This is a genomic window from Bradyrhizobium sp. ORS 375 (assembly GCF_000239775.1).
Lineage (GTDB): Bacteria > Pseudomonadota > Alphaproteobacteria > Rhizobiales > Xanthobacteraceae > Bradyrhizobium.
Window position 1 is genome coordinate 1 of record NZ_CAFI01000342.1, and the last position, 20,064, is coordinate 20,064.

The 20,064-nt window shown below is 64.6% G+C and carries 18 protein-coding genes; 14 read left to right on the forward strand and 4 right to left on the reverse strand.

Features of this window, described 5'->3' with window-relative positions:
* From BRAO375_RS24495 to BRAO375_RS24525, 7 genes are all read left to right on the forward strand, one after another.
* A partial coding sequence (locus BRAO375_RS24495) for an aminoglycoside phosphotransferase family protein (protein WP_035641944.1) occupies positions 1-967 on the forward strand: 967 nt, incomplete at its 5' end.
* A 27-nt stretch (positions 968-994) separates the two neighbouring features.
* A complete protein-coding gene (locus BRAO375_RS24500; RefSeq protein WP_009030142.1) occupies positions 995-1,657 on the forward strand; it encodes a class I SAM-dependent methyltransferase in 663 nt (220 codons plus the stop codon).
* Between the two features lie 205 nt (positions 1,658-1,862).
* Positions 1,863-2,783 carry a TylF/MycF/NovP-related O-methyltransferase gene (locus BRAO375_RS24505; protein WP_009030143.1) on the forward strand — a complete coding sequence of 307 codons (921 nt, stop codon included), beginning with the start codon at positions 1,863-1,865 and terminating at the stop codon, positions 2,781-2,783.
* Positions 2,784-2,850: 67 nt separating this feature from the next.
* A complete protein-coding gene (locus tag BRAO375_RS24510; RefSeq protein WP_009030144.1) occupies positions 2,851-3,933 on the forward strand; it encodes a GSCFA domain-containing protein in 1,083 nt (360 codons plus the stop codon).
* A 26-nt stretch (positions 3,934-3,959) separates the two neighbouring features.
* Entirely contained in the window at positions 3,960-4,853 is an 894-nt protein-coding gene (locus BRAO375_RS24515) for a hypothetical protein (RefSeq protein WP_009030145.1), read from the forward strand.
* 22 nt (positions 4,854-4,875) lie between these two features.
* Positions 4,876-5,838, forward strand: a complete 963-nt coding sequence (locus tag BRAO375_RS24520; RefSeq protein WP_244423267.1) for a phytanoyl-CoA dioxygenase family protein — start codon at positions 4,876-4,878, stop codon at positions 5,836-5,838.
* A 168-nt stretch (positions 5,839-6,006) separates the two neighbouring features.
* Positions 6,007-6,960 carry a TylF/MycF/NovP-related O-methyltransferase gene (locus BRAO375_RS24525; protein ID WP_009030147.1) on the forward strand — a complete coding sequence of 318 codons (954 nt, stop codon included), beginning with the start codon at positions 6,007-6,009 and terminating at the stop codon, positions 6,958-6,960.
* A 7-nt stretch (positions 6,961-6,967) separates the two neighbouring features.
* Here the strand turns inward: BRAO375_RS24525 and BRAO375_RS24530 are convergent, their stop codons facing one another.
* Together BRAO375_RS24530 and BRAO375_RS38695 are read right to left on the reverse strand one after the other, a co-directional pair.
* A complete protein-coding gene (locus BRAO375_RS24530; protein ID WP_009030148.1) occupies positions 6,968-8,944 on the reverse strand; it encodes an acyltransferase family protein in 1,977 nt (658 codons plus the stop codon).
* Positions 8,922-9,308 carry a hypothetical protein gene (locus tag BRAO375_RS38695; RefSeq protein WP_244423269.1) on the reverse strand — a complete coding sequence of 129 codons (387 nt, stop codon included), beginning with the start codon at positions 9,306-9,308 and terminating at the stop codon, positions 8,922-8,924. The genes BRAO375_RS24530 and BRAO375_RS38695 overlap by 23 nt, the downstream gene beginning before the upstream one ends.
* A gap of 48 nt (positions 9,309-9,356) precedes the next feature.
* Here BRAO375_RS38695 and BRAO375_RS38700 point away from each other — a divergent pair, with 48 nt between their 5' ends.
* Positions 9,357-9,923 carry a hypothetical protein gene (locus BRAO375_RS38700; RefSeq protein WP_244423271.1) on the forward strand — a complete coding sequence of 189 codons (567 nt, stop codon included), beginning with the start codon at positions 9,357-9,359 and terminating at the stop codon, positions 9,921-9,923.
* A gap of 111 nt (positions 9,924-10,034) precedes the next feature.
* Here the strand turns inward: BRAO375_RS38700 and BRAO375_RS24540 are convergent, their stop codons facing one another.
* Both BRAO375_RS24540 and BRAO375_RS24545 read right to left on the reverse strand, forming a co-directional pair.
* Complete coding sequence (locus BRAO375_RS24540) at positions 10,035-11,996, reverse strand: acyltransferase family protein (protein ID WP_009030150.1); 1,962 nt, start codon at positions 11,994-11,996, stop codon at positions 10,035-10,037.
* A 13-nt stretch (positions 11,997-12,009) separates the two neighbouring features.
* The gene (locus tag BRAO375_RS24545; protein WP_009030151.1) at positions 12,010-13,908 is read right to left on the reverse strand and encodes a TIGR04372 family glycosyltransferase; all 1,899 of its coding nucleotides are present in this window, start codon (positions 13,906-13,908) and stop codon (positions 12,010-12,012) included.
* Positions 13,909-14,456: 548 nt separating this feature from the next.
* On the opposite strand from BRAO375_RS24545, the gene BRAO375_RS24550 reads away from it, so the two are divergent.
* From BRAO375_RS24550 to BRAO375_RS24575, 6 genes are all read left to right on the forward strand, one after another.
* Entirely contained in the window at positions 14,457-15,647 is a 1,191-nt protein-coding gene (locus tag BRAO375_RS24550) for a class I SAM-dependent methyltransferase (protein ID WP_052536128.1), read from the forward strand.
* The gene (locus tag BRAO375_RS24555; RefSeq protein ID WP_009030153.1) at positions 15,647-16,183 is read left to right on the forward strand and encodes a WbuC family cupin fold metalloprotein; all 537 of its coding nucleotides are present in this window, start codon (positions 15,647-15,649) and stop codon (positions 16,181-16,183) included. The genes BRAO375_RS24550 and BRAO375_RS24555 overlap by 1 nt, the downstream gene beginning before the upstream one ends.
* Positions 16,180-16,920, forward strand: a complete 741-nt coding sequence (locus BRAO375_RS24560; protein ID WP_009030154.1) for an SDR family NAD(P)-dependent oxidoreductase — start codon at positions 16,180-16,182, stop codon at positions 16,918-16,920. The genes BRAO375_RS24555 and BRAO375_RS24560 overlap by 4 nt, the downstream gene beginning before the upstream one ends.
* Positions 16,921-16,990: 70 nt before the next feature.
* Positions 16,991-18,256: a class I SAM-dependent methyltransferase gene (locus BRAO375_RS24565; RefSeq protein WP_009030155.1), complete on the forward strand. Its 1,266-nt coding sequence runs from the start codon at positions 16,991-16,993 to the stop codon at positions 18,254-18,256.
* A 170-nt stretch (positions 18,257-18,426) separates the two neighbouring features.
* The gene (locus BRAO375_RS24570) at positions 18,427-19,269 is read left to right on the forward strand and encodes an ABC transporter permease (protein WP_009030156.1); all 843 of its coding nucleotides are present in this window, start codon (positions 18,427-18,429) and stop codon (positions 19,267-19,269) included.
* 21 nt (positions 19,270-19,290) lie between these two features.
* A complete protein-coding gene (locus tag BRAO375_RS24575) occupies positions 19,291-20,040 on the forward strand; it encodes an ABC transporter ATP-binding protein (RefSeq protein ID WP_009030157.1) in 750 nt (249 codons plus the stop codon).
* Positions 20,041-20,064 lie beyond the last annotated feature (24 nt).

Consider the following 20,064-nt stretch of genomic DNA (forward strand, 5'->3'; position numbering starts at 1 on the left):
CAAGGCCAGCCCGACGGCGCTGACCCGGCTGGCCGGCGGCCGCAACAACCAGGTCTTCCGTCTCGACACAGCCGACGGCCCGCTGGTCCTCAAGCGCTACTTCACCGACGCCCGCGACACCCGCGACCGTCTGGGCGCCGAGTGGAGCTTCATCAGCCACGCCTGGACTCACGGCGTCCGCGTCGTGCCCGAGCCCTTGGCCTGCGACCGCGCCGAGCAGGCTGGCCTCTACAGCTTCGTCGAGGGCCGCAAGCTGACCGCGCTCGAACTGGCGCCGGCTCACGTCGATGCCGCGATCGACTTCGTGCTGGCGGTGAACGCCCCGCCCCGTCCCGCGCTGGCGCCGGGATCGGAGGCCTGCTTCTCCCTGGCCGAACACCTCGCCACCGTCGAGCGCCGGGTGGCGCGGCTGGCGACGCTCGATGCCGACGTGCCGCATGTCGTCGAGGCGAGGGCCTTCGTGGCGAAACGGCTGCAGCCAGCCTGGGCGGAGGTCAAGGCGACCATTCTGCGTGGCGCCGCGGCCGAAGGGCTCGCCCCGGACGTCGCCATCCCCGCCGATCAGGTCTGCCTGTCGCCGTCCGATTTCGGCTTCCACAACGCGCTGATCGACGACCAGGGCAAGCTCACGTTCCTCGACTTTGAATATGCCGGCCGCGACGACCCGGCCAAGCTGGTGTCCGACTTCTTCTGCCAGCCCGAGGTGCCGGTGCCGCTCGCCGTGCACGAGCACTTCATCGACCGGCTCACCGACGGCCTCGGGCTCGACGCAGCCAGCGTCGCGCGTTGCCGGCTGCTGATCGATGCCTACCAGGTCAAATGGACCTGCATCATCTTGAACGACTTCCTGCCGCTCGGTGCTCTCAGACGCGCCTTCGCCGACACCGGCGCCTGGGCGCAGCGTTGCGCCGCGCAGCTCACCAAGGCCGAGGCGCAGCTCGGCCTGATCGGCGCCACATCCGACTAACCGACAATCCCACGCCTGGAGATCTTCATGGCCTATCGCGAGTTCGTCAGTCTCGTCCACAAATCGACCAAGCGCGACTATCTCGCGCGCGTCACCCAGCGCGACAAGGCCGATGTCGCGGAGATGGCGATCAAGTACGACTACGACTATTGGGACGGCAGCCGCGAGACCGGCTATGGCGGCTACAAATATGACGGCCGCTGGCGCAAGGTCGCCGACGCCATGATCGAGACCTACGGCATCAAGCCGGGCATGCGCGTGCTCGACGTCGGCTCCGGCAAGGGCTTCATCCTGCACGATTTCCGCGAGGCCATCCCGGATCTCGAAGTCGCCGGCATCGACATCTCCTCCTACGGCGTCGAGCACACGATGGAAAGCGTGAAGCCGTTCTGCCAGGTCGGCTCCGCGGCCAAGCTGCCCTACCCGGACAAGTATTTCGACCTCGTCATCTCGATCAACACGCTGCACAACCTCTACAACTACGATCTCGACGCCGCCTTGCGCGAGATGGAGCGCGTCAGCCGCGGGGCCAAGTATCTCTGCGTCGAGGGCTACCGCAACGAGCGCGAGAAGGTGAACCTGATGTACTGGCAGCTCACCTGCCGCATCTTCCATACCCCCGAGGAATGGGCCTTCGAGTTCAAGCGCTCCGGCTACACCGGGGACCACGAGTTTATTTTCTTCGAATAAGCCCACTCTGCCGGACTCCGCCGCCGCTGCCACGGGCCCCGACGCCGCGCAGCGGCGTCGGCCGGAACCGCCGCCGAGTCCGGCCGACTCTCGGACCGGTTGTGGATTGCCTCGGCCAGACCCTGGAAAAGTGTCGGCTGATTTTGCGAGCCCGCGAAAACGTCTATACTGTGCGGTAAAATCGGGAACGTGGGACCGGGTGGCGATGGCGAATTCTCTGAGGGCGACGATTGCAGAATGGTTTCCTCGCCCATTCGTGTTCAGGGTGCGCTCCATCAAGCGCGCCATCATGGGGCAGCCCCCTCCGGAGCACTGGGAGAGCAACGTCGACAACGATACGACCGACGAGCGCGGCCGGCCCCGGCCGCGCACACGTCAAACCGAGGCGCTCGAGCGGTTGCACGAGCAGAAGATCAGCTCCCCCTATCTGTTCTACGAAGTGGACGATGTCCTCACACTTCCCGCCAAGGAGATCGCGCGGACGTTGACGCTGGCCACGATGTATATCAACAGCGCCGATGTGAAGGGCGACGTGGCCGAGTTCGGCACCATGGGGGGCTTTACGGCGCGCACCCTCGCCAACGCGATGGTGTTCGATCCACGCTACCAGCCCAACCAGCCATTGCGGAAGCTGCGCCTGTTCGACAGTTTCGAAGGCTTGCCGGAGATCACCGATCCGATCGATCTCGAGTCACAGCATGTGAAATCGAAGGCCTGGGCCAGAGGCGGCTGCAAGGTGCTCGGCGCAAAGGATCTGCGGGCCATGGTCGAGGCGATCATCCCGCCGAGCCGGATCGAGATCCATGAAGGATGGTTCGCGGACACCATCAAGACGTTGCCGGATGATACGCGCTTCGCTCTCATTCACTTCGACGGCGACCTTTATTCCTCGACGATGGACGCGCTGGTGCCCTGCTTCGAACGCGGCTTCATCTCGAAGGGCGCCATGCTCTGCTTCGACGACTGGAATTGCAACGAGGCCGATCCGGAGGCCGGGGAGCGCAAGGCCTGGGCCGATCTGGTCAAGCGGTTCGATATCGTGGCGAGCCATTGCGGCGACTATTCGATCCAAAGCACGAAATTCATCATTCATTCGTATCGTGGCATCAAGCCACGCAGTTCTTGATTGCGAGACCGAGCGCAGCAATGCGACAAACGTCCTTGCGGTAGGATGAAAGCCTGGGGAGGCCGCAATGAGCTGTCCGTACCACACTCTGCCCGCGAGCAGTTTCTGGCGTCAGGCCGTGGCGGATCGCACCACGTCGGACCTCGATCCGCACCTCCCGTCAGGACTGCAGTTCGGTCCCGAGCAGCGCATCGCGTCGGCCGGCAGCTGTTTCGCACAGCACATCTCGCGGGCGCTGAAGGAGCGCGGCTTCAACTACTATGTGACGGAAACGGCCCCGTCCTACGTGACGCCCGAGCAGGAGGAGCGCTTCGGCTATGGCGTGTTCTCCGCCCGCTACGGCAACATCTACACCACGCTGCAGCTGCTGCAGCTGATGCAGCGTGCGTTTGGAGGTTTTCAGCCAGCGGATCAATTCTGGACCGATGGTGACGGCCGCGTCTTCGACCTGCTGCGCCCGCGCATTACGCCGAAGGGCTTCGCCTCGTCGTTCGAGGCAGAGGCCGACCTCAAGCAGCATCTGAAAGCGGTCCGGCAGCTCATCGAAACCACGGATGTCTTCATCTTCACGCTCGGCCTCACCGAATGCTGGGTGTCGAAGCTCGACGGCACGGTCTATCCGACCTGTCCCGGCTGCGGCAGCGCCGGCGAGTTCGACGAGACCAAATACGCGTTTCACAATCTGTCGGTGACGGAAACCACCGGTTATCTGGCCGAGGCGATCAACCTGATGACCGCGGCCAATCCCCGGCTGCAGATCATTCTCACAGTCTCGCCTGTGCCGCTTGCCGCCACCATGGAGCCGCGCCACGTGCTGCAAGCGACGACCTACTCGAAGAGCGTGCTGCGCGTCGCGGCCGAGGAGATGGTGCGCCGTTACGCGAACGTGCACTACTTCGCGTCCTACGAGGTCATTACGAATCCCAAGAACGCCGGCGCGTTCTTCGCCGAGGACGCCCGCTCGGTCACCCCCGAAGGCGTCGCGCGGGCGATGCAGCTGTTCTTCGCGCATTTCACGGGTGCGAGCGCCGACGCGGCGGTTCCTTCCGCCCGCGTGCCCAAGCGTCCGGCTGCGCCGGTCGAGGATCCGAAGATCGTTTGCGACGAAGACGAGTTCTACCGGGCGCTCGCTGCGAGCCGTCCCAAGTAGCGATTGAATCGAGAGGAAAGTTGAGCGTGGATACCGAGTTCGAAACGGTCCTGCCGGTCTACATCGTCGGCGACAGCCATTCACTTCCGTACAAGAACATGGTGTTCCGGGAGAAGTGGACCGGCGCATTTGTGATGGCGCACACGAAGTACATTCCGGGCATCACGGCAAAGGACTTCTACAATCCTGCGACCGGCGAGTTTCATCCCGACTTCATCGCCTTCCTGGAATATGAAGGATTGGTCCGCAACGGCCGCGCCACCCATCTGTCGATGGATGAGGTCGACTTCTCCATCGCGAAGGCCGTCGGTCAGGCGGTAAGGCCGCCCCTGATCATGCTGACGATCGGCGAGATCGACGTGCGCGGCCCGATCATGCAGCTGTTGAAGGACAGCCACGACTTCGTTCCGCCCTTTCCGACCACCCTGCCGGTGCTCGACAAGCCGCTGGTGCCGTGGGATCTCATCGATGAAGCCATCGAGGCCCGGCTCCGGCCGTTTGCCGCGGGGCTGGAGCACCTGGTCCGCGCCGGCTTCAAGCGCGTCTACGTCCAGAGCATCGTGCCTCCGTCGCGGCAGGAAGCGCGCGTCAAGGAGCTGCAGAGCTACGAGTGCCCGGTGACGGTGCGCACCAAGCTGGTCCAGGCCTATAACTGGAAGCTTGGCGCGAAGGTTCGCTCGCTCAATCTCGTCATGGTCGACCGCTGGAACGATCTGACCGCGGATGGCCTGCTGCGGCCGGAGTTCGACTTCGACGGCGTGCATGTGCCGCCCAAGGGCGCCCGTCTGCTGCTCGAGGGGCTGATCGACGATGCGATCGACAGCCGCGGCCTCGTTGCCAACCACCCCCGTTACGAGCTCTATTACCAGATGGCATGCGGCCTGAACCCGTTCCAGGCCGCCAAGTCGAACGCGACATGAGGACATGATGGCCGTAGGATCCATGATCAGAACTGCCACGCAGCGGCTCAAGGGCGGCGTCAACCAGGCCCTCGGCGCCCTCGGCTATCAACTCGTCCGGACCGAGACGCTCGGCGGGTTGAGCGGCTTTTTCGAGCCCGCGCCGCCATCGGCGGCGGGCGTGGAGAGCCGCCCGGCCGCGGTGCAGCCGCGCCGGCTGACGCTGCTGCCGGCCGCCAACGCGGCGCCGGCGATGTGCACCGCTCACGCGCCGAAATTCGATCCGCAGAAGACGCCCAGCCAGCTGGCCGACAAGATCGTCGAATTCCAGCAGAACGGCGTCACGGTCATCAGCACGAATCCGGAAAAGGCTGCGACGTTCCGGGAGACCGAAAGCTTCGACCGGGACGTCAGCAACCGCCACTCCGCCTGGGACTGGGCGGGCAACAGCGTTGCGCCGTATACGAAGGACCTGCAGACCGGAATCCCCTCGGCCGCGCTGCTCGACTATCTGCATGGCCTGTTCAGCGGCGGCGACTTCGATTCCTTCTTCCGCGGCGTTCTCGGCTGCCCCGCCCAGGTCGCCAACGTCCGGCTGGTGCGCTCGCTGCCGCATGAGACCGCGGGTGTCGGCCCGCAGGAATGGCACAGCGACGGCTGTCCGGCCGGCGTCATTCGCGGCGTGCTGTATTTGTGTGACGTGGACACGCAGACCGGTCCATTCCAGTATCGCGACGCTGGCGGCAAGGAGCACACCGTTCTCGGCAAGACTGGAGACCTGCTGGTGTTCGACGCGACGCGTCTCATGCACCGTGGCAGCCCTCCCTCCCACAAGACGCGGTCCGCGATCGACCTCGTGTTCATGCCGCGGATGCCCGGCGAGGACATGAAGATCATGGTTGTCGGCATGAACCATTGGCCGGCGGACCCCTTCTTCGTCAAACTGCCGAAGGAGCGGGCAGCCGATCAGGAGGCAGTCGCGGGACGCGCGACAAGCCTGTACTGAGGCCGGGCTCGATCGAGTTCACCCGAGCGCTGTCCGGCAGGAACGGTCCGGCTTGCACCACCCCCCAACGACCGCTAATCCGGTGGTCCGTGGCCTGGAGCGCGTGCGGCTCCAGGCGGTATCAACCCTGCTACACCGGTCATGCCGGAATGACGTCGGAGAAGTTGTATGCTGACCCCGCTGAAGAGCGCCATTGCCGAGACGCTGTCGCCGAAGGCGCTGTACTGGCTGCGGTCGGTCAAGCGCGCCGTGATGCTGGAGCCGCCGCTGCCGTGGCCCTTCGCGACCACGGGCGAAATCACCCGGGCGCAGGCTCTGGCCGCCCCACCCGTCGACGACGGCCGGCCGATCCAGGACACCGCGCTCCAGCGCTATCAAATGCGCAATCTGCCGTCGCCGGATTCCTTCTACGGCTATGACGACGTGCTGCCGCTGCTGGCGAAGGAGATTGCGCGCGCGCTGACGCTGAGCGTCCAATACGTCAACAGTTCGCACGTCATCGGCGACATCGCCGAGTTCGGTACCATGGGCGGCTTCAGCGCGAAGGCGATCGCGACCTCGATGGTGTTCGATCCTCAGCGCCAGCCGCTCCCCAAGAGTGCGTCGGGAGAAAACCCGTTCCGCGTGCTGCGGCTGTTCGACAGCTTCGAAGGCCTTCCCGAGATCACCTCGCCGATCGACCTCGACTCCCCCCACGTTGTCTCCGGCGCGTGGGCCAAGGGCGGCTGCAAGGTGCTGGCGGCCCCCGAGCTGCGCGAGAGGATCGGCAAGATCCTGCCGCCGCACCGCTTCCAGCTCTATGAAGGCTGGTTCGCCGACACCGTGAAGACGCTGCCGCCGGAGACCCGCTTCGCGATGATCCATTTCGACGGCGATCTGTATCAGTCGACCATGGACGCACTGGTCCCGCTGTTCGAGCGCGGCATGGTCTCGACGGGCGCCATGCTCTGCTTCGATGATTGGAACGCCAACCGGGCCATCCCGACCACCGGCGAACGCCGCGCCTGGAAGGAGCTGGTCGAGATGTTCGCCATCGAGGCCAGCAATTGCGGCGACTACTCGGTCGGCGGCACCCGCTTCATCATCCATTCCTACCGCGGCATTCCGGCCGATCCGGTCTAGCAAGGCGTTACGGCTTCGCTGGCAAGACGCGGTCGAGCGTGTGCCGGGCGAGAAAGATGGATCCGGGGACCGTGAGGTGCCCCGGATCGAACGCTGTCAATTGCGAGGCGCCGGGGCCGATGCGGCTGAGACAGCCGTCGTCGTTGCAGAAGACGTCGCGAACCGAGACATAGTCGATGCCGAGTTCGGCCGTGAGCTCGCGAAACAGGGCATCGCGTCCCCTCGTCCATTCGTCATTCGAGCGGAAGAAGGTGCGTTCGGGCAGCACCTGCCCGCTCTGACGATAGTAATCGAGCACATTGCGAGACAGCCCTGCTCCTTGCCAGCTCGGCGGCGGTCCCATCAGCACGATCCTGGCGATGCCGCTGGCCTTGAGCTCTGACACCGTGCGCGGCAGATCCTGTCGCAGCACGGTCTCGGCGTGTCCCCAGGTGGCATCGAGAATGACGACATCGGGCCGGAGGCGGCCGATCCGTGCTGCGACGTCGTCATTGATGCTCTTGCAGAACGGCCGCGCCTCCAGCGTGTAGCCGATCAGCGGCGGACAGGCGGACGCGGTGTATTGCGCCACGTCATAGCCGCGCTCGTCGGCAAAATGCAGCAGGCCCGGATAGAGCGCCGCGCCGTAGGAATCGCCCCAGATCAGCACCAGCGGCCTGCGCCCCTGACCCGCGCAATCGGCGCCGAATTCCGACGCCGGCTGCAACAGCAGCAGGCAGCGGCCACGCCGCCAATGCACCGAGGTCTCGGTGCCTGAAAGCATGAAATCCCTGATCTCCGGGGCGAAGCGCATCGGCAGCCCGCGCGTGCTGGTCGCCGCGATGCCGACCGGGATGACGGCCATCATGGCCGCGAGCAACGCGCCAACCCGCCCGGCGACCGGTGTCGATCCGAAACGGATCGGAAGCTCGATGAAGCGATAGGTCAGCCAGGCGAGCAGCACGCTCAGGACGAGCATCGCGAGCAAGGCGGATGCCGGCGCCTCCGCCGAGAAGTGCAGCTTGATGAAGGCGATCAGCGGGAAGTGCCAGAGATAGAGCGGATAACTGATCAACCCGATGCGGACCGCCGCCGGGCGGGCCAATGCGCGGTGAACCGCCGTGCCATCGGTCGCGATCAGCGCCATGGTCGCGAGCACGGGGAGAAGCGTCCGAACGCCCGGCCACGGCGATGCGCCGCTGAAGCCGAAGAAGGAAACCAGCAGTCCAACTGTCCCCACTCCGGCAAGCAGAGCGCTGATTGCCGGTCCCATGGTCGCTGGTCCAAGACCCTGGCCACGGCGCTTACGCAGCCAGACGACGAGAAACGACCCCGCCAAGAGCTCCCAGCCCCGGGTGGTGGGCGAATAGAAGGCCCATGCAGCCTCCTTGGCCGGTGTCGTGAGGCACAGGATCAGGGAGCCGAGCCCCAAGCCGGCGATGATCACGGCCTTGAGCGACGGCCATCGCGCCAGCACGACGAAAGCCGCTGGCCAGAAGATGTAGTATTGCTCTTCGATCCCGAGCGACCAGAGGTGAAGCAGCGGCAGACGCTCGGCTCCCGGATCGAAATATCCGACGACCTGCTCGTGCAGCATGAAGTTCTCGATGAACGCGGCCGCGCCCTTGATGTTCGATCCGAGCGCCTCCATCTCGGCCACCGGCAGCACGAACCAGGCGATCAGGAATGTCGCGATCACCACCGTGACGAGAGACGGGAAGATGCGCAGAATGCGCCGGGCATAGAAGGTCGCGAAGCTGAAGCTCTTGTCCGAACATTGCCGGTCGACAATGCCGGTGATGAGATAGCCCGAGATGACGAAGAACACGTCGACTCCCGCGAAACCGCCGGGCAGCAGTTGAGGAAAGGCGTGATAGACGAGCACGGCCGTCACCGCGACCGCCCTCAACCCGTCGATGTCAGGACGATAGTCCCTCGCCTCGACCGACCCGAGAGGCTGCGCCCTGCCAGTCCCGGCCAGATCAACGCTGCCGGCGATCCCCATTGTCGCGCACTCCTTGAAACGCACGCGTCCGCTCCAGCGCCTCGACGAGATCCCGCGTGAAGTCGGCGGCTCCCTTGCCGTCGAGATGACCACCGCCATCCCAGCTCGAATAGTCGGTTCGCTCCGGCAGCGCCGTCTCTACTCCCAACGCGTCGGCGATCTCACGGACCTGGGTCAGACAGCCGTGGAAGTTGGGGACGAGGGTCAGCACGACCGGTGCCCCCAATGATCGGACCACGTCGCGCGCATTGGCAATGATCTCCGGCGAGGTGTGGCAGTCGGGATCGCGCGTCATCTTCACTCCGGGATTGTCGGAGGCGAGAAAACGCGGAAACAACCGCATGTCCGCGGCGCCGGTCTGCACGTTGCGTTCAAAGGCAGGAACATGCCCCGACTTCGCGAGCCCGAGAACTTGACGCAGGTCCCGCGTTGCATCCTCGAGCCGCCAGCGCAGATTGCGGCGTATCACGGCAGCGTACGCGCCAAAGCGGCTCGTCGTGGTGCTCGGGATCGGCCGAACGTCGGCCCCGAAGGCGCGCACCAGGTTGCGATGAAAGAAGTTGCCGCCGCCACCGCCGTCATCCGCATTGAGGATCCAAAGCCGCGGGCGCAGCTGATACTTTTGCGCGATTTGCCGGGCAAACTCGCTGCTCGCGACACCGACAAACGCCATGTTGTAGAATTTGAGCCCGTGACGCTGCTCGAAGCGGTCGTGAATGACGGCTCCATCGAGCGCAAAGGACACCAGGGACGAGCCCAGAATGATGACGTCGGCCTGCTTCGCGTAACTGATCGATTGGCCGATATCATGATAGAAGAGATCCTGATCCTGGATCTCCGTGACGGCTTCGCCGCCGAAATCGCGAAACCACGCTGCATCGCCGGGCCTGCTGATCGCCCCCAGATGATCGCCCCCCTGGAGCGTCAACCAGATACAGAGGCTTCCCAAGAGCACGACGGACGGCGCCGCGAGCCATAAGAGATAGCGCCGCGCCGCCCGGCCGAGACCGGGCCGGTCGTCTGGCTCATCGACGCGAAGGGGCCGATCTGTCCGATGATCCATGATGGCCCCAAGGCGCTCGGACACGGTCTATTTCGGCAGGCCCGGCACGGCATCGAGCACATGCCGGGCGACAAGGAGCGAGGCGGGATAGGTCAGATGTCCCGAATCGAAGGTCGTGATCTCGGATCCGTCGGGACCGATCCGTGTCAGGCAGCCGCTCGCGTCGCACATCATGCTGCGCACCGACACGTAGTCCACCCCCAATCGCTTCGCCTGCTCGGCGAGAAACGCATCGAACGGCCTCGTCCACTCGTCGACGCTACGGATCCAGGTCCGCTCAGGAAGCACGGTGCGGGTCTGGAAGTAATAGTCGAGCAGATTGGCCGGCAGTCCGTCCCCCTGCCATGTCGGCGGCGGCCCCGCGATCACGATCGTCGACACGCCGGCGGCCTTCACCAGCGGGATGGTCCGCTCGAGACCGAGGCGAGCCTCCTCGTCAGCGAGCCTCCATGTGCCATAGAAAATGACGACGTCGGGCTTCAGCTGCGTGATGTGCTTCAGCGCCGTATCGTTGGCGGGCTTGCAGAGCGGCCGTTGAACATTGACGTAGCCGATGAGCGGCGCGCAGGCTGAGATCGAGAACTGCGCGACATCGAAGCCCCGCTCCTGGCCGAAATGAGCCAGTCCCGGATAGAGCGAAGCGGCATAGGAATCGCCCCACACCGCCACGAGCGGGCGGCGGCCGGTGCCGAGGCATTCCGGCGCGAACTCGCTCTGATCGGCGAGCAGCAGGCATTTGCCGTTGCGCCAGAAGGACGACGTCTCGCTGCCGTCGAGCATGAATCCACGAATCTCGTCGGGTATCCGCGCCGGCCAACCATTGCTGCGATCAGCGATCACGCCGACGATGCCGAGCGTCGCCATGCCGGCGAGCAGACCGCCGATCTTGAGCGGCACCAATCTCCGGCCGAAGCGGATCGGCCGTTCGATCAGCCGGTAGGTCGCCCAGGCGAGCAGCACGCTGGCGATGATGACCGCGATCATGGCCCAGACGGGCACTCGGTCCACAAAGTGGATGCGGGCATAGGCCATCAGCGGATAGTGCCACAGATAGAGCGGGTAGCTGATCAGGCCGATGAAGACCGCAGGCGGCGACGAAAGGACATGCCGATGCACCAGCGTGCCGCCCGTCGCAATCAGAGCCGCCGCTCCCAGAACCGGAAGCAGCGTGTGAATCCCCGGGTGCGGTGTCAGTCGGCTGTAGCGCCAGAATGCGAAGCCGATCGCAAAGATGGCTCCCAGCGCGATGAGCTCGCGCAAGGCACGATGATCCGGGAGTGGCAGCGGAGCACGCGAAGCCGACATCTGTCCGCTCATGAAGAGCGCGAGTCCGGAGCCGACCAGCAGCTCCCAGGCCCGCGTGACCGGCAGATAGAATGCGTAGTCGGCGGCGGTCGGCTGCACGATCAGGCAGGCGACAAGGGATGCCGCCGCGAGTGCTGCCGTGATCGCCAGGCTCCGCCGCCGCCAGGAGCCGATCAGCATCAGCAGCAGCGGCCAGACGATATAGTACTGCTCCTCGATCGCCAGCGACCAGAGATGCAGCAGCGGCTTCTTCTCGGCGGCGAGATCGAAATAGCCGACCTGGCTCAGCAGAATGAAGTTCTGAATGAAGATCGCGCCGCCGGCGATGTTGGTGCCGAGCGATTTCAGCTCCCGCGGCGGCAGGATCAACCAGCCAATCAGCAGGGTGGTCAGCACGACCGCGATGAGCGCTGGAAAAATTCGTCGGATCCGGCGCGCGTAGAAGTCGGCGATGCTAAACGTCCCCGCCAGCATCTGCTTGTGGATGATCCCGGTGATCAGATAGCCGGAGATCACAAAAAAGATGTCCACCCCGTAAAAGCCGCCAGGAACGGCCCTTGGAAAGGCGTGATAGATCACGACCGGCAGCACGGCGACCGCGCGCAGTCCGTCGATATCCTCGCGATAGCCGAGCGGCGTGGCCCGTGCTTCAGCCTGCGCGAGATTGGGATGGGCGAAATTCATCGGACCAGCGGGTTCAGGAACGGTCGTCCATCAAAGCGGGATATTTCTCGATGAAGTAGCGCGCCGGCCGCGAGCTGCCGAAGAATCCTGGGATATTCACACGTTTTTCCCAGTCATCGCTCACCGGCGCGATGGTCGGCAGCGCCCCCGAGGTCAGGTCCAGCACTTCCCGGGTGGTTTCCAGAATCTCGTCGCTGCTGCTTTCGCTCACCGTCAGGCCCGCGCTCTTGACCGTTTCATAGGTCGGGAACGTCCAGCGCCAGGTTTCGGAGGTCACATCGCTGAGCGACAGCAGGCGCCCTTCGCGGGTATGGACCGGCTTGAGCGAGAATCGGGTGTCCTTCGACCACAACAGGCCCACCGAGCTCAGCGCATTCACCATGGCGGTCGGGATGCCGAAGCTGGTCGCCACATAGGCGAAGCCCGAGGTCGTGCCGATGAAGATTCGGGCCCGGCGCATGAGGTGAATGTCCATTTCGGGCATCTGGTCCTCGCTCCGCGCGTAATCGACCACCCGCGGCATCTCCGGCAACGCCGGCGCCTTGCGTCCGCCCATGCGGATGACCCAGCCGCCCTGATCGGTGATGAAGCGGACCGTATCGAGGTAGTTTCCGATCGCCGCGCTGCGGATCGACTCGCCCGTCCCGAGGGTCTCGCCCCGCGCCTCGGCGTCGCGCATGTGCAGGCAGACGAACCAGTCGTCAGGCTTGAGCCCCCATTTCTTGCGCAGAGCCTGATACACCGTCTCGGTCCGGTCGTCGGCGCGCATCCGCGCGTCGTAGATGTCCCGGAGCGGAAAACCGCGATTGTCCTGCTCCCATTGCTGCAAGGCCATCGATCCCGCATCGTTCCAGTACACGCACCGACCGTCCTTGAACTGGAAGGCCTGATGGGAATCGCCAAGGAAGGGCGTCAGACTCGCCAGCTCGTGCCACATTGCGGGCGAGACGTCTTGCTCGCCGAGCGTCAATGTCGGGCAGATGTCGGAGAACAGCGACAGAAAGGTCTTGTTGGCGATCCGTTCGTTGTAGGCGAGCAGCACCGGCTGCTCGTCCCACCAGCCCATCTGGCGCATCATCAGGTGGACGTTGAGATGGCCGTTATGGCCGATCAACGCGCTCCAGTCGGGCGACAGCAGACGCACGTTCGAGAGATCGGTGCCGATGCGGTCCAGATAGCGCTTCAGCTCCTTCGACGGCGACGGGAGGTTGCGGCGGAGGAGGCGCTGCGTGTCCATGCAGCGCGTATAGACCAGCGGGACGAGATCGCCTTCGCCATTGTGATAGGTGCGCAAGAGCAGGTGCCGATAGGCGTAGAACATGTAGACGTCGAACGAGTCGGCGTTGTCTTGCGTATCGTTGGCGACACGCTCCCCGTCGCCGCCCTCAGAACCGGCCGTATCCGGCGAGGCGTCCCCTTGCTCGAGATTGAGCTCCTTCATCAAGCGATCGACGACGTCCGGATCGCGGAAGAAGTTCGGAATGTAGTCTCCTACCCGCGCATCCGTCGGCAGAGCCAAGACATCGCGGCGCTGGAAAAGCCCCTCCTCGTACCGGAAATTGCGATGCTCGAGCATCAATCGCATGAAGGTCCGCATCTGCGGCGACGCGCCGGCAAGCCAGCGCCATTGAAAACGATGGACCTGGGTCAACACGTCCATCGAGTAATAGCTGGCGAAGACGTCGATCCCCTGCGAGTTGCCGACCTTGACGGGCTTATCGAGCAGTCGCACGAACCTGAGGGCATCGTCGTAGCGGTCGCTCAGGAGGAGGAAGTAGACGACCTCGTCCGGATAGCCACGCAGCCATTTGCTCTCGAATATCCACTTGCGATGGTGGGTCATGAGCGGAGCGCAGAAGAAGGAGAAGTGGCGATCGAGAGCGCCGTGCTCGAAGACGTAGCGGAACCACACGCTCAAGCGAAAACGCATTCTGAACGGCAAGCATGTGAAAACGAGGTGACGGACGAAATGCCGGCCGCGGACCCCGGAGAGAACCTTGATGCTCCTCTGGCTCAGGAGCTTCAGCTTCTGACGGCTGCGGCGACGCAGACGGTCGCGGAACGTTCCAGGAGAGACCTCCGCGGCTGAGACTATGTCATACATCACTTTTTCCCGGTCCTCGCCTCAGAACGAAACTTACGATTACTTCGGGGGCGCCCGTCGATCAACATGTGATCGGACTCGCACAACGTGAGCTCGTGTCAGCGGTGAATGAACCTTGCGCCTGCAGGCACATCGTGCGATGGCGTTCCGCTCGTCTGCCCATGAACGCGAAGCAGCGGACATGGGCATGCGGCTGCAACCTTTCCGCCTGCACGCTGGGTTCAATTCACGTTTGAATGCACAGGCATGAAAAGGAGCGGTGGTTGGGAAACTGGCTGAGAATCAAGGCGTTGCCGTGATCGCTGGAAGCGCTTCGACGGTGTCCCGTGATTCGAGGTGAGGAATCGGAGCACCAGATGATTTGGTCCTGCCGCCTTTGCGGAAGCGGCATTCATTCTCCTGCTCTCGCGCTCGGCCCACTTCCGATTTGCAACGACTTCAATCGGAAAGCAGTGAGCGATCGTCGGCACGATCTCGACATCGTCGAATGCGAAACATGCCAGCTCGTCCAGCTTCGTGACGCGCCCTCGCCTTCGCTGCTGAGTCCGGCGGTGCCGTGGATCCGCTACCGCGAGCCCGAAGGCCATCTGGATGCGCTGGTGACGAGCCTGCTGGCGCTGCGCCCTCACGCGCGTCGCGTGGTCGGGACCGGCCCGTTCGAGCAGCCGCTGTTGTCCCGGCTCGCCGCGCAGGGCCTGCAGACGCACTCCGTTTCGCTCGACACCGCGGCTCCGGCCGGCCGCTACCCCTATCTAGAGAGCTGGCAAGCAACGCTCAATGATGCGCATTTGGCCGCGCTCTCGGCGCAGCACGGAACCTTCGACATCGTGTCGTGCCGCTACATCGTCGAGCACAGCCCGACGCCGATTCTCGCCTTGAAGGCCCTCAAGAAGCTCATCTCGCCCGACGGGCTCTTGCTGGTCGAAGTCCCCGACAGCAGCAAGTTTCTCGCAGCCTGCGACTACTGCTTCCTGTGGGAGGAGCACAGCTGCTATTTCGTCGAGGACACGTTGCGCGAGTTGGCGCATGTGAGCGGGTACCATGTGCTGGCGCTGCTGCGCTATCCGGGCGCACTCGAGGACGCGCTGGTCGCCGTGCTCGCGCCGCGCCGCGAATCATCCGGTCCGCCCGCGCGAGGGTCCTCGGAGCTGTTTCAGATCTACCGAGACAGCTTCTCGGCGCAACGCGGGCGGCTGCAGGCGCGGCTGCGCGCGGCCGCCGGCCCCGAAAGGGACGGGCTCGCCCTGTTCGGCATCGGACATCACGCCATCATGTTCGCGAACGCCTGCGGCGTGGCCGATATGATCGCTCTGGCCGTCGATGACGACGCCGACAAGGCCGGCTTTTTTCCACCGGGCTTTCGCGTCCCCGTGGTAGGCTCCGCGCGCCTTTTGGCCGATGAGCGGATCACCACCTGTCTGTTCGCGGTCGCCCCCCATATCGAGGGCAAGGTGCGCGACAAGCTCGCTCCGCTCGCGGCGCGCGGTGTGGCTTTCCGCTCCATTTATGCGGCGCTCGACAACGCAATTTCGAAGGATCTCGCCTGATGAGCCTGGTTCAGAAGTCTCCCGAGGTGTTCCTGGCCGAGGGACCGATCGCCTCCGTCGGACAGGCGGAGATCAACACGCTCAAGGCGGCCGTGAAGGCCAGCCCGAAACGACGCGCCCGCATCAACGCGCATCCGGACGGCGAGGACCAGCTGCACGAGATGATCATCGCGATCGATTCGCACTCCTACATCCGGCCGCACAAGCATCCCGGCAAGAGCGAGGCGTTCCACATCGTCGAGGGCGAGGTCGACATCGTCGTATTCGACGATTCCGGCGAGATCGCGCGCGTCGTCGAGCTGGGGGCACCCGGCGGCACGCGGCCGTTCTATTACCGCATGTCCAACGCGTTCTTCCACACCCTGATCATCCGCAGCGAACTGCTGGTCGTGCACGAGATCACCAACGGCCCGTTCCGCCCCGGCGCCAGCGTGTTCGCCGATTTCGCACCCGAGGACAGCGACACCGCGGCCGCCGCGGCCTATCAGGCCGATCTCGTCCGCCGGGTCGCAGCGCTGCAGGATGCCGCGGCATGACTGACCATGCCGTGGTGGTCGGCGGCACCCGCGGCCTCGGCCGCGTGGTGGTCGAGCGCTTCCTGTCGCGCGGCTGCGCCGTCAGCGTGGTGTCGCGGCAGCGTCCGGCCGACTTCCCCGACCAGCCCGGTCTGAAGCATTTTTCCGCTGATCTGGAACGCAGCGACAGCTTTGCCGGGCTCTGGCGCGACATTGCCGAGACTCAGGGTCCGCTGCGCTATCTCGTGCTGAGCCAGCGCTTCCGCGGCCAGGGCGATCCCTGGGCGGGCGAGATCCAGGTCGGCCTGACCGCCTCGCGCGACCTGATCGACGGCTTTTCCGGCCATTTTGCCGATGAGGGCGACCGCGCCATTGGCGTGGTCAGCTCGGTCTATGCCGAATTCGTCGGCTCGTCGCAGCCGGTCGGCTACCACGTCGTCAAGGGCGGCCTCAATGCGATGGTCCGGCATTATGCCGCGACGCTCGGCCGCCGCGGCATCCGCGTCAACGCCATCATGCCGCTGACCTATCTGAAGCGCGAATCGCGCGTGTTCTACGAGCAGAACGAGAAGCTGATGGAGACCTACCGGAAGCTGGTCCCGCTCGGCCGGCTCGGCACGGCCGAGGAATGCGCCGACGCCCTCGATTTTCTGTGCAGCCAGCGCGCCTCGTTCATCAATGGGCAGAGCCTGTTCCTCGACGGCGGGGTGTCCACAGTCTGGCAAGAAGAGGTCGCCAAGAGCTTCGCGGGGCTGTAAAACGCGGCCGCAATTCACGCTTCGGCCGACATTCCCCGTGAGGGGACAGCCAACCCAGGACCGCCAGACCATGCAGCACGTCAAGCACAAGACCGATTGCCGCCTGTGCGGCTCGACCTCGCTCGATCACGTGCTGCCAATTCGGCCGTCCGCGATCGGCGATGCGTTCGTGACCGCCGATCGGCTGGGCGAGACGCAGGATCTCTATCCGCTCGACTGCTATCTCTGCCTGTCGTGCGGCCATTTGCAGAACCTCGACGTCGTCGACCCCGACATCCTGTTCCGCGATTACACCTACCGCACCTCGGTCTCGCTCGGCCTCGTCGAGCATTTCAAGCGCTATGCCCAGTCGGTGGTCTCGACGCTCGCGATCCCGAAGGGCAGCCTCGTCGCCGAGATGGGCAGCAATGACGGCTCGCTGTTGAAGGCGTTCAAGGCCGAGGGCATGCGGGTGCAGGGGATCGACCCTGCGCGCGACATCGCCGCGACCGCCACGAGCGAGGGGATTCCGACGATCCCGGACTTCTTCACCAGTGCGCTGGCAGCCAGGATCAGGGCGGATCAGGGCGAGGCGAAGCTGTTCTGCGCCAACAACGTGTTCGCCCACATCGACAACATGTCGGACGTCGTCAAGGGCATCCGGCTGCTGCTCGCCGACGACGGCGCCTTCGTGTTCGAGGTCTCCTACATCGTCGACATGATCGACAACATGGTGTTCGACACGATCTATCACGAGCACGTCTCGCATCACGCGCTGATCCCGCTCGAGACCTTCCTGAACCGTCACGACATGACGCTTTTCCATGTCGAGCGCACCGGCACCAAGGGCGGCTCGATCCGCGCCTTCGCGCAGCCGAAATCGACCGGAAAGCGGCCGCGCTCGGCGGAGCTGTCGAAGCTGATCGCCGAGGAAGAACGGCGCGGCGTGACCCAGCCGCAGATCTACCGCGACTGGTTCGTCGCCATCGAGGACTGCAAGCGCCGGGTGCTCGCTTATCTCGACGAGGCGATCGCGGCCGGCAAGCTGGTCGCCGCCTATGGCGCCTCGACCACCACGACCACCCTGCTCTACCATTTCGAGCTGGAGAGCCGGGTCAAGTTCATCGTCGACGACAACCAGCTCAAGCACGGCCGTTTCAGCCCGGGTGCCCACATCCCGGTGCTGCCGTCCAGCGAACTCGCCGCCCGCAAGCCGGACGTGGTGGTGATTCTCGCCTGGATCTATGCCGATCCGATCCTGAAGCGGAATCAGGCGTATCTCGATGCCGGCGGCCGCTTCCTGGTGCCGCTCCCGGAGCCGCGCATCGTCGATGCGTCGGGGTCGACGACAATCTGACGCGCTTCCCGGGCCCCGCTGCTGGGTCGCGGGGGCGGGCTGGCGCTGACCGGTTGACAGCCCCCGCGTAACATGGTGCAGCAAGCGCGGCGCCCCGCCGGCGGCGCGCCGAATGACCGGCGCTTTCGGTCGGTAGGACAGATACTTACGGCATTCGCGAGGGAGCAGGAATGACCACCCTGACCGATGGACAGGTCGAGCGGTTCGTGATCGCGGAACAGCGTCGCTTCTCCTGGGCGCGCTGCCGCGAGGACATCGCGCCGTTCATCACCCGTCATGTCACCTGGCGCGCGCTCGCCGCCGGCGACATCCGGTCGAAATACCGACGCACCATGCTCGGCCCGTGGTGGATCACCGCGACCAATGCGATCACCGCCCTGATCATGGGCGCGGTCGCCGGCCGCTTCCTCGGCGCCGACATGAAGACCTATCTGCCGCATTTCATCGTCAGCATGACGATCTGGAACTTCGTCGCCTCGTCGCTCGGCGAGTCCTGCTATACGATGATCAATGCCGGCGGCATGATCAAAGCGGTTGATATGCCGATCCTGATCCATGTCATGCGCATGGTTCAGCGAAACCTGATCATATTCCTGCACAACATCGCCATCATTCCTATCATCTGGCTGATCTATCCGTGGCCGCTCGGCTTCGTCAGCCTGCTCAGCCTGTTCGGTCTGGCGCTGGTCTATGTGTTCATCGTCAGCCTATCGACCATCGTGTCGATGATCTGCGTCCGCTACCGCGACGTGCCGCCGGTGATGAATGCGATCATCCAGCTCCTGTTCTTCATCTCGCCGATCATCTGGGCGCCGAGCCAGATTAAGGGCGGCGCGTTCGTGGTTGCGCTGAACCCGATTGCCTATTTGCTGGCGATTACGCGCGATCCGCTGATGGGGACCGTTCCGAGCCTTTCGAGCTGGGCGGGCGCGATCGGATGCGTCGCGATCCTGACCGGCGCGATGATGTATATCTACACGCGCTATCGCTCGCGCGTCGTGTACTGGGCCTGACCAAGGCCACCAGGATCCCAAATGCCTCTGATTGAAGCCAAGCAAATCGGCATCGAATTTCCGGTCGCGCCGCCGAACGCGCGGTCGTTCCGGCATCTGGCGATCAAGGCCGCGTCGCGCGTCGGCGGAAAGGTCTCGCGCAACGAAGGCTCTTTCCAGTTCGTGCAGGCGCTCGACGACATCAGCTTCACGTTGAACAAGGGCGACCGCCTCGGCCTCGTGGGCCACAACGGCGCCGGCAAGACCACGCTGATCCGCGTGCTCGCCGGGATCTACGAGCCGACACGCGGCTCGTTGCGCGTGGTTGGCCGCAACGTGCCGATGTTCGACATCGGGCTGGGCATGGACGAGGAAGCCTCGGGCTACGAGAACATCCGCACCCGCGGCCTCATCCTCGGCCTCTCGCCCGAGGAGATCGAGCAGCGCGTGCCGGAAATCGCCGAGTTCGCCGAGCTCGGCGATTATCTGGAGCTTCCGATCCGGACCTATTCCTCGGGCATGCTGCTGCGCCTTGTGTTCTCGATCGCGGCCTCGATCCATGGCGACATCATCCTGATGGACGAGTGGATCGCGGTCGGAGACGCCCATTTCCGCAAGAAGACCCACGACCGGTTGCAGGAGATCACCGGGCGCTCGGGCATCGTCGTGCTGGCCTCGCATGATCTCGGCCTGCTTCGGGAGACCTGCAATCTCGGGCTGTATCTCGAAGGCGGCCGCGTGCGCGCCTTCGGCGCTCTGGACGATGTGTTGAAAGAGTTGCCGACGTCCTGACCGACAGGCGTGGGAACGATGCGG

Excerpts from the sequence above, each read along its gene's own strand:
- BRAO375_RS24510 (WP_009030144.1), top strand. The coding sequence starts at position 2,851 with ATGAGCTGTCCGTACCACACTCTGCCCGCGAGCAGTTTCTGGCGTCAG.
- BRAO375_RS24570 (WP_009030156.1), top strand. The coding sequence starts at position 18,427 with ATGACCACCCTGACCGATGGACAGGTCGAGCGGTTCGTGATCGCGGAA.
- BRAO375_RS24520 (WP_244423267.1), top strand. The coding sequence starts at position 4,876 with ATGATCAGAACTGCCACGCAGCGGCTCAAGGGCGGCGTCAACCAGGCC.
- BRAO375_RS24530 (WP_009030148.1), bottom strand. The coding sequence starts at position 8,944 with ATGGGGATCGCCGGCAGCGTTGATCTGGCCGGGACTGGCAGGGCGCAG.
- BRAO375_RS24550 (WP_052536128.1), top strand. The coding sequence starts at position 14,457 with ATGATTTGGTCCTGCCGCCTTTGCGGAAGCGGCATTCATTCTCCTGCT.
- BRAO375_RS24560 (WP_009030154.1), top strand. The coding sequence starts at position 16,180 with ATGACTGACCATGCCGTGGTGGTCGGCGGCACCCGCGGCCTCGGCCGC.
- BRAO375_RS24565 (WP_009030155.1), top strand. The coding sequence starts at position 16,991 with ATGCAGCACGTCAAGCACAAGACCGATTGCCGCCTGTGCGGCTCGACC.
- BRAO375_RS24525 (WP_009030147.1), top strand. The coding sequence starts at position 6,007 with ATGCTGACCCCGCTGAAGAGCGCCATTGCCGAGACGCTGTCGCCGAAG.
- BRAO375_RS24540 (WP_009030150.1), bottom strand. The coding sequence starts at position 11,996 with ATGAATTTCGCCCATCCCAATCTCGCGCAGGCTGAAGCACGGGCCACG.
- BRAO375_RS24555 (WP_009030153.1), top strand. The coding sequence starts at position 15,647 with ATGAGCCTGGTTCAGAAGTCTCCCGAGGTGTTCCTGGCCGAGGGACCG.
- BRAO375_RS24500 (WP_009030142.1), top strand. The coding sequence starts at position 995 with ATGGCCTATCGCGAGTTCGTCAGTCTCGTCCACAAATCGACCAAGCGC.
- BRAO375_RS24575 (WP_009030157.1), top strand. The coding sequence starts at position 19,291 with ATGCCTCTGATTGAAGCCAAGCAAATCGGCATCGAATTTCCGGTCGCG.
- BRAO375_RS24505 (WP_009030143.1), top strand. The coding sequence starts at position 1,863 with ATGGCGAATTCTCTGAGGGCGACGATTGCAGAATGGTTTCCTCGCCCA.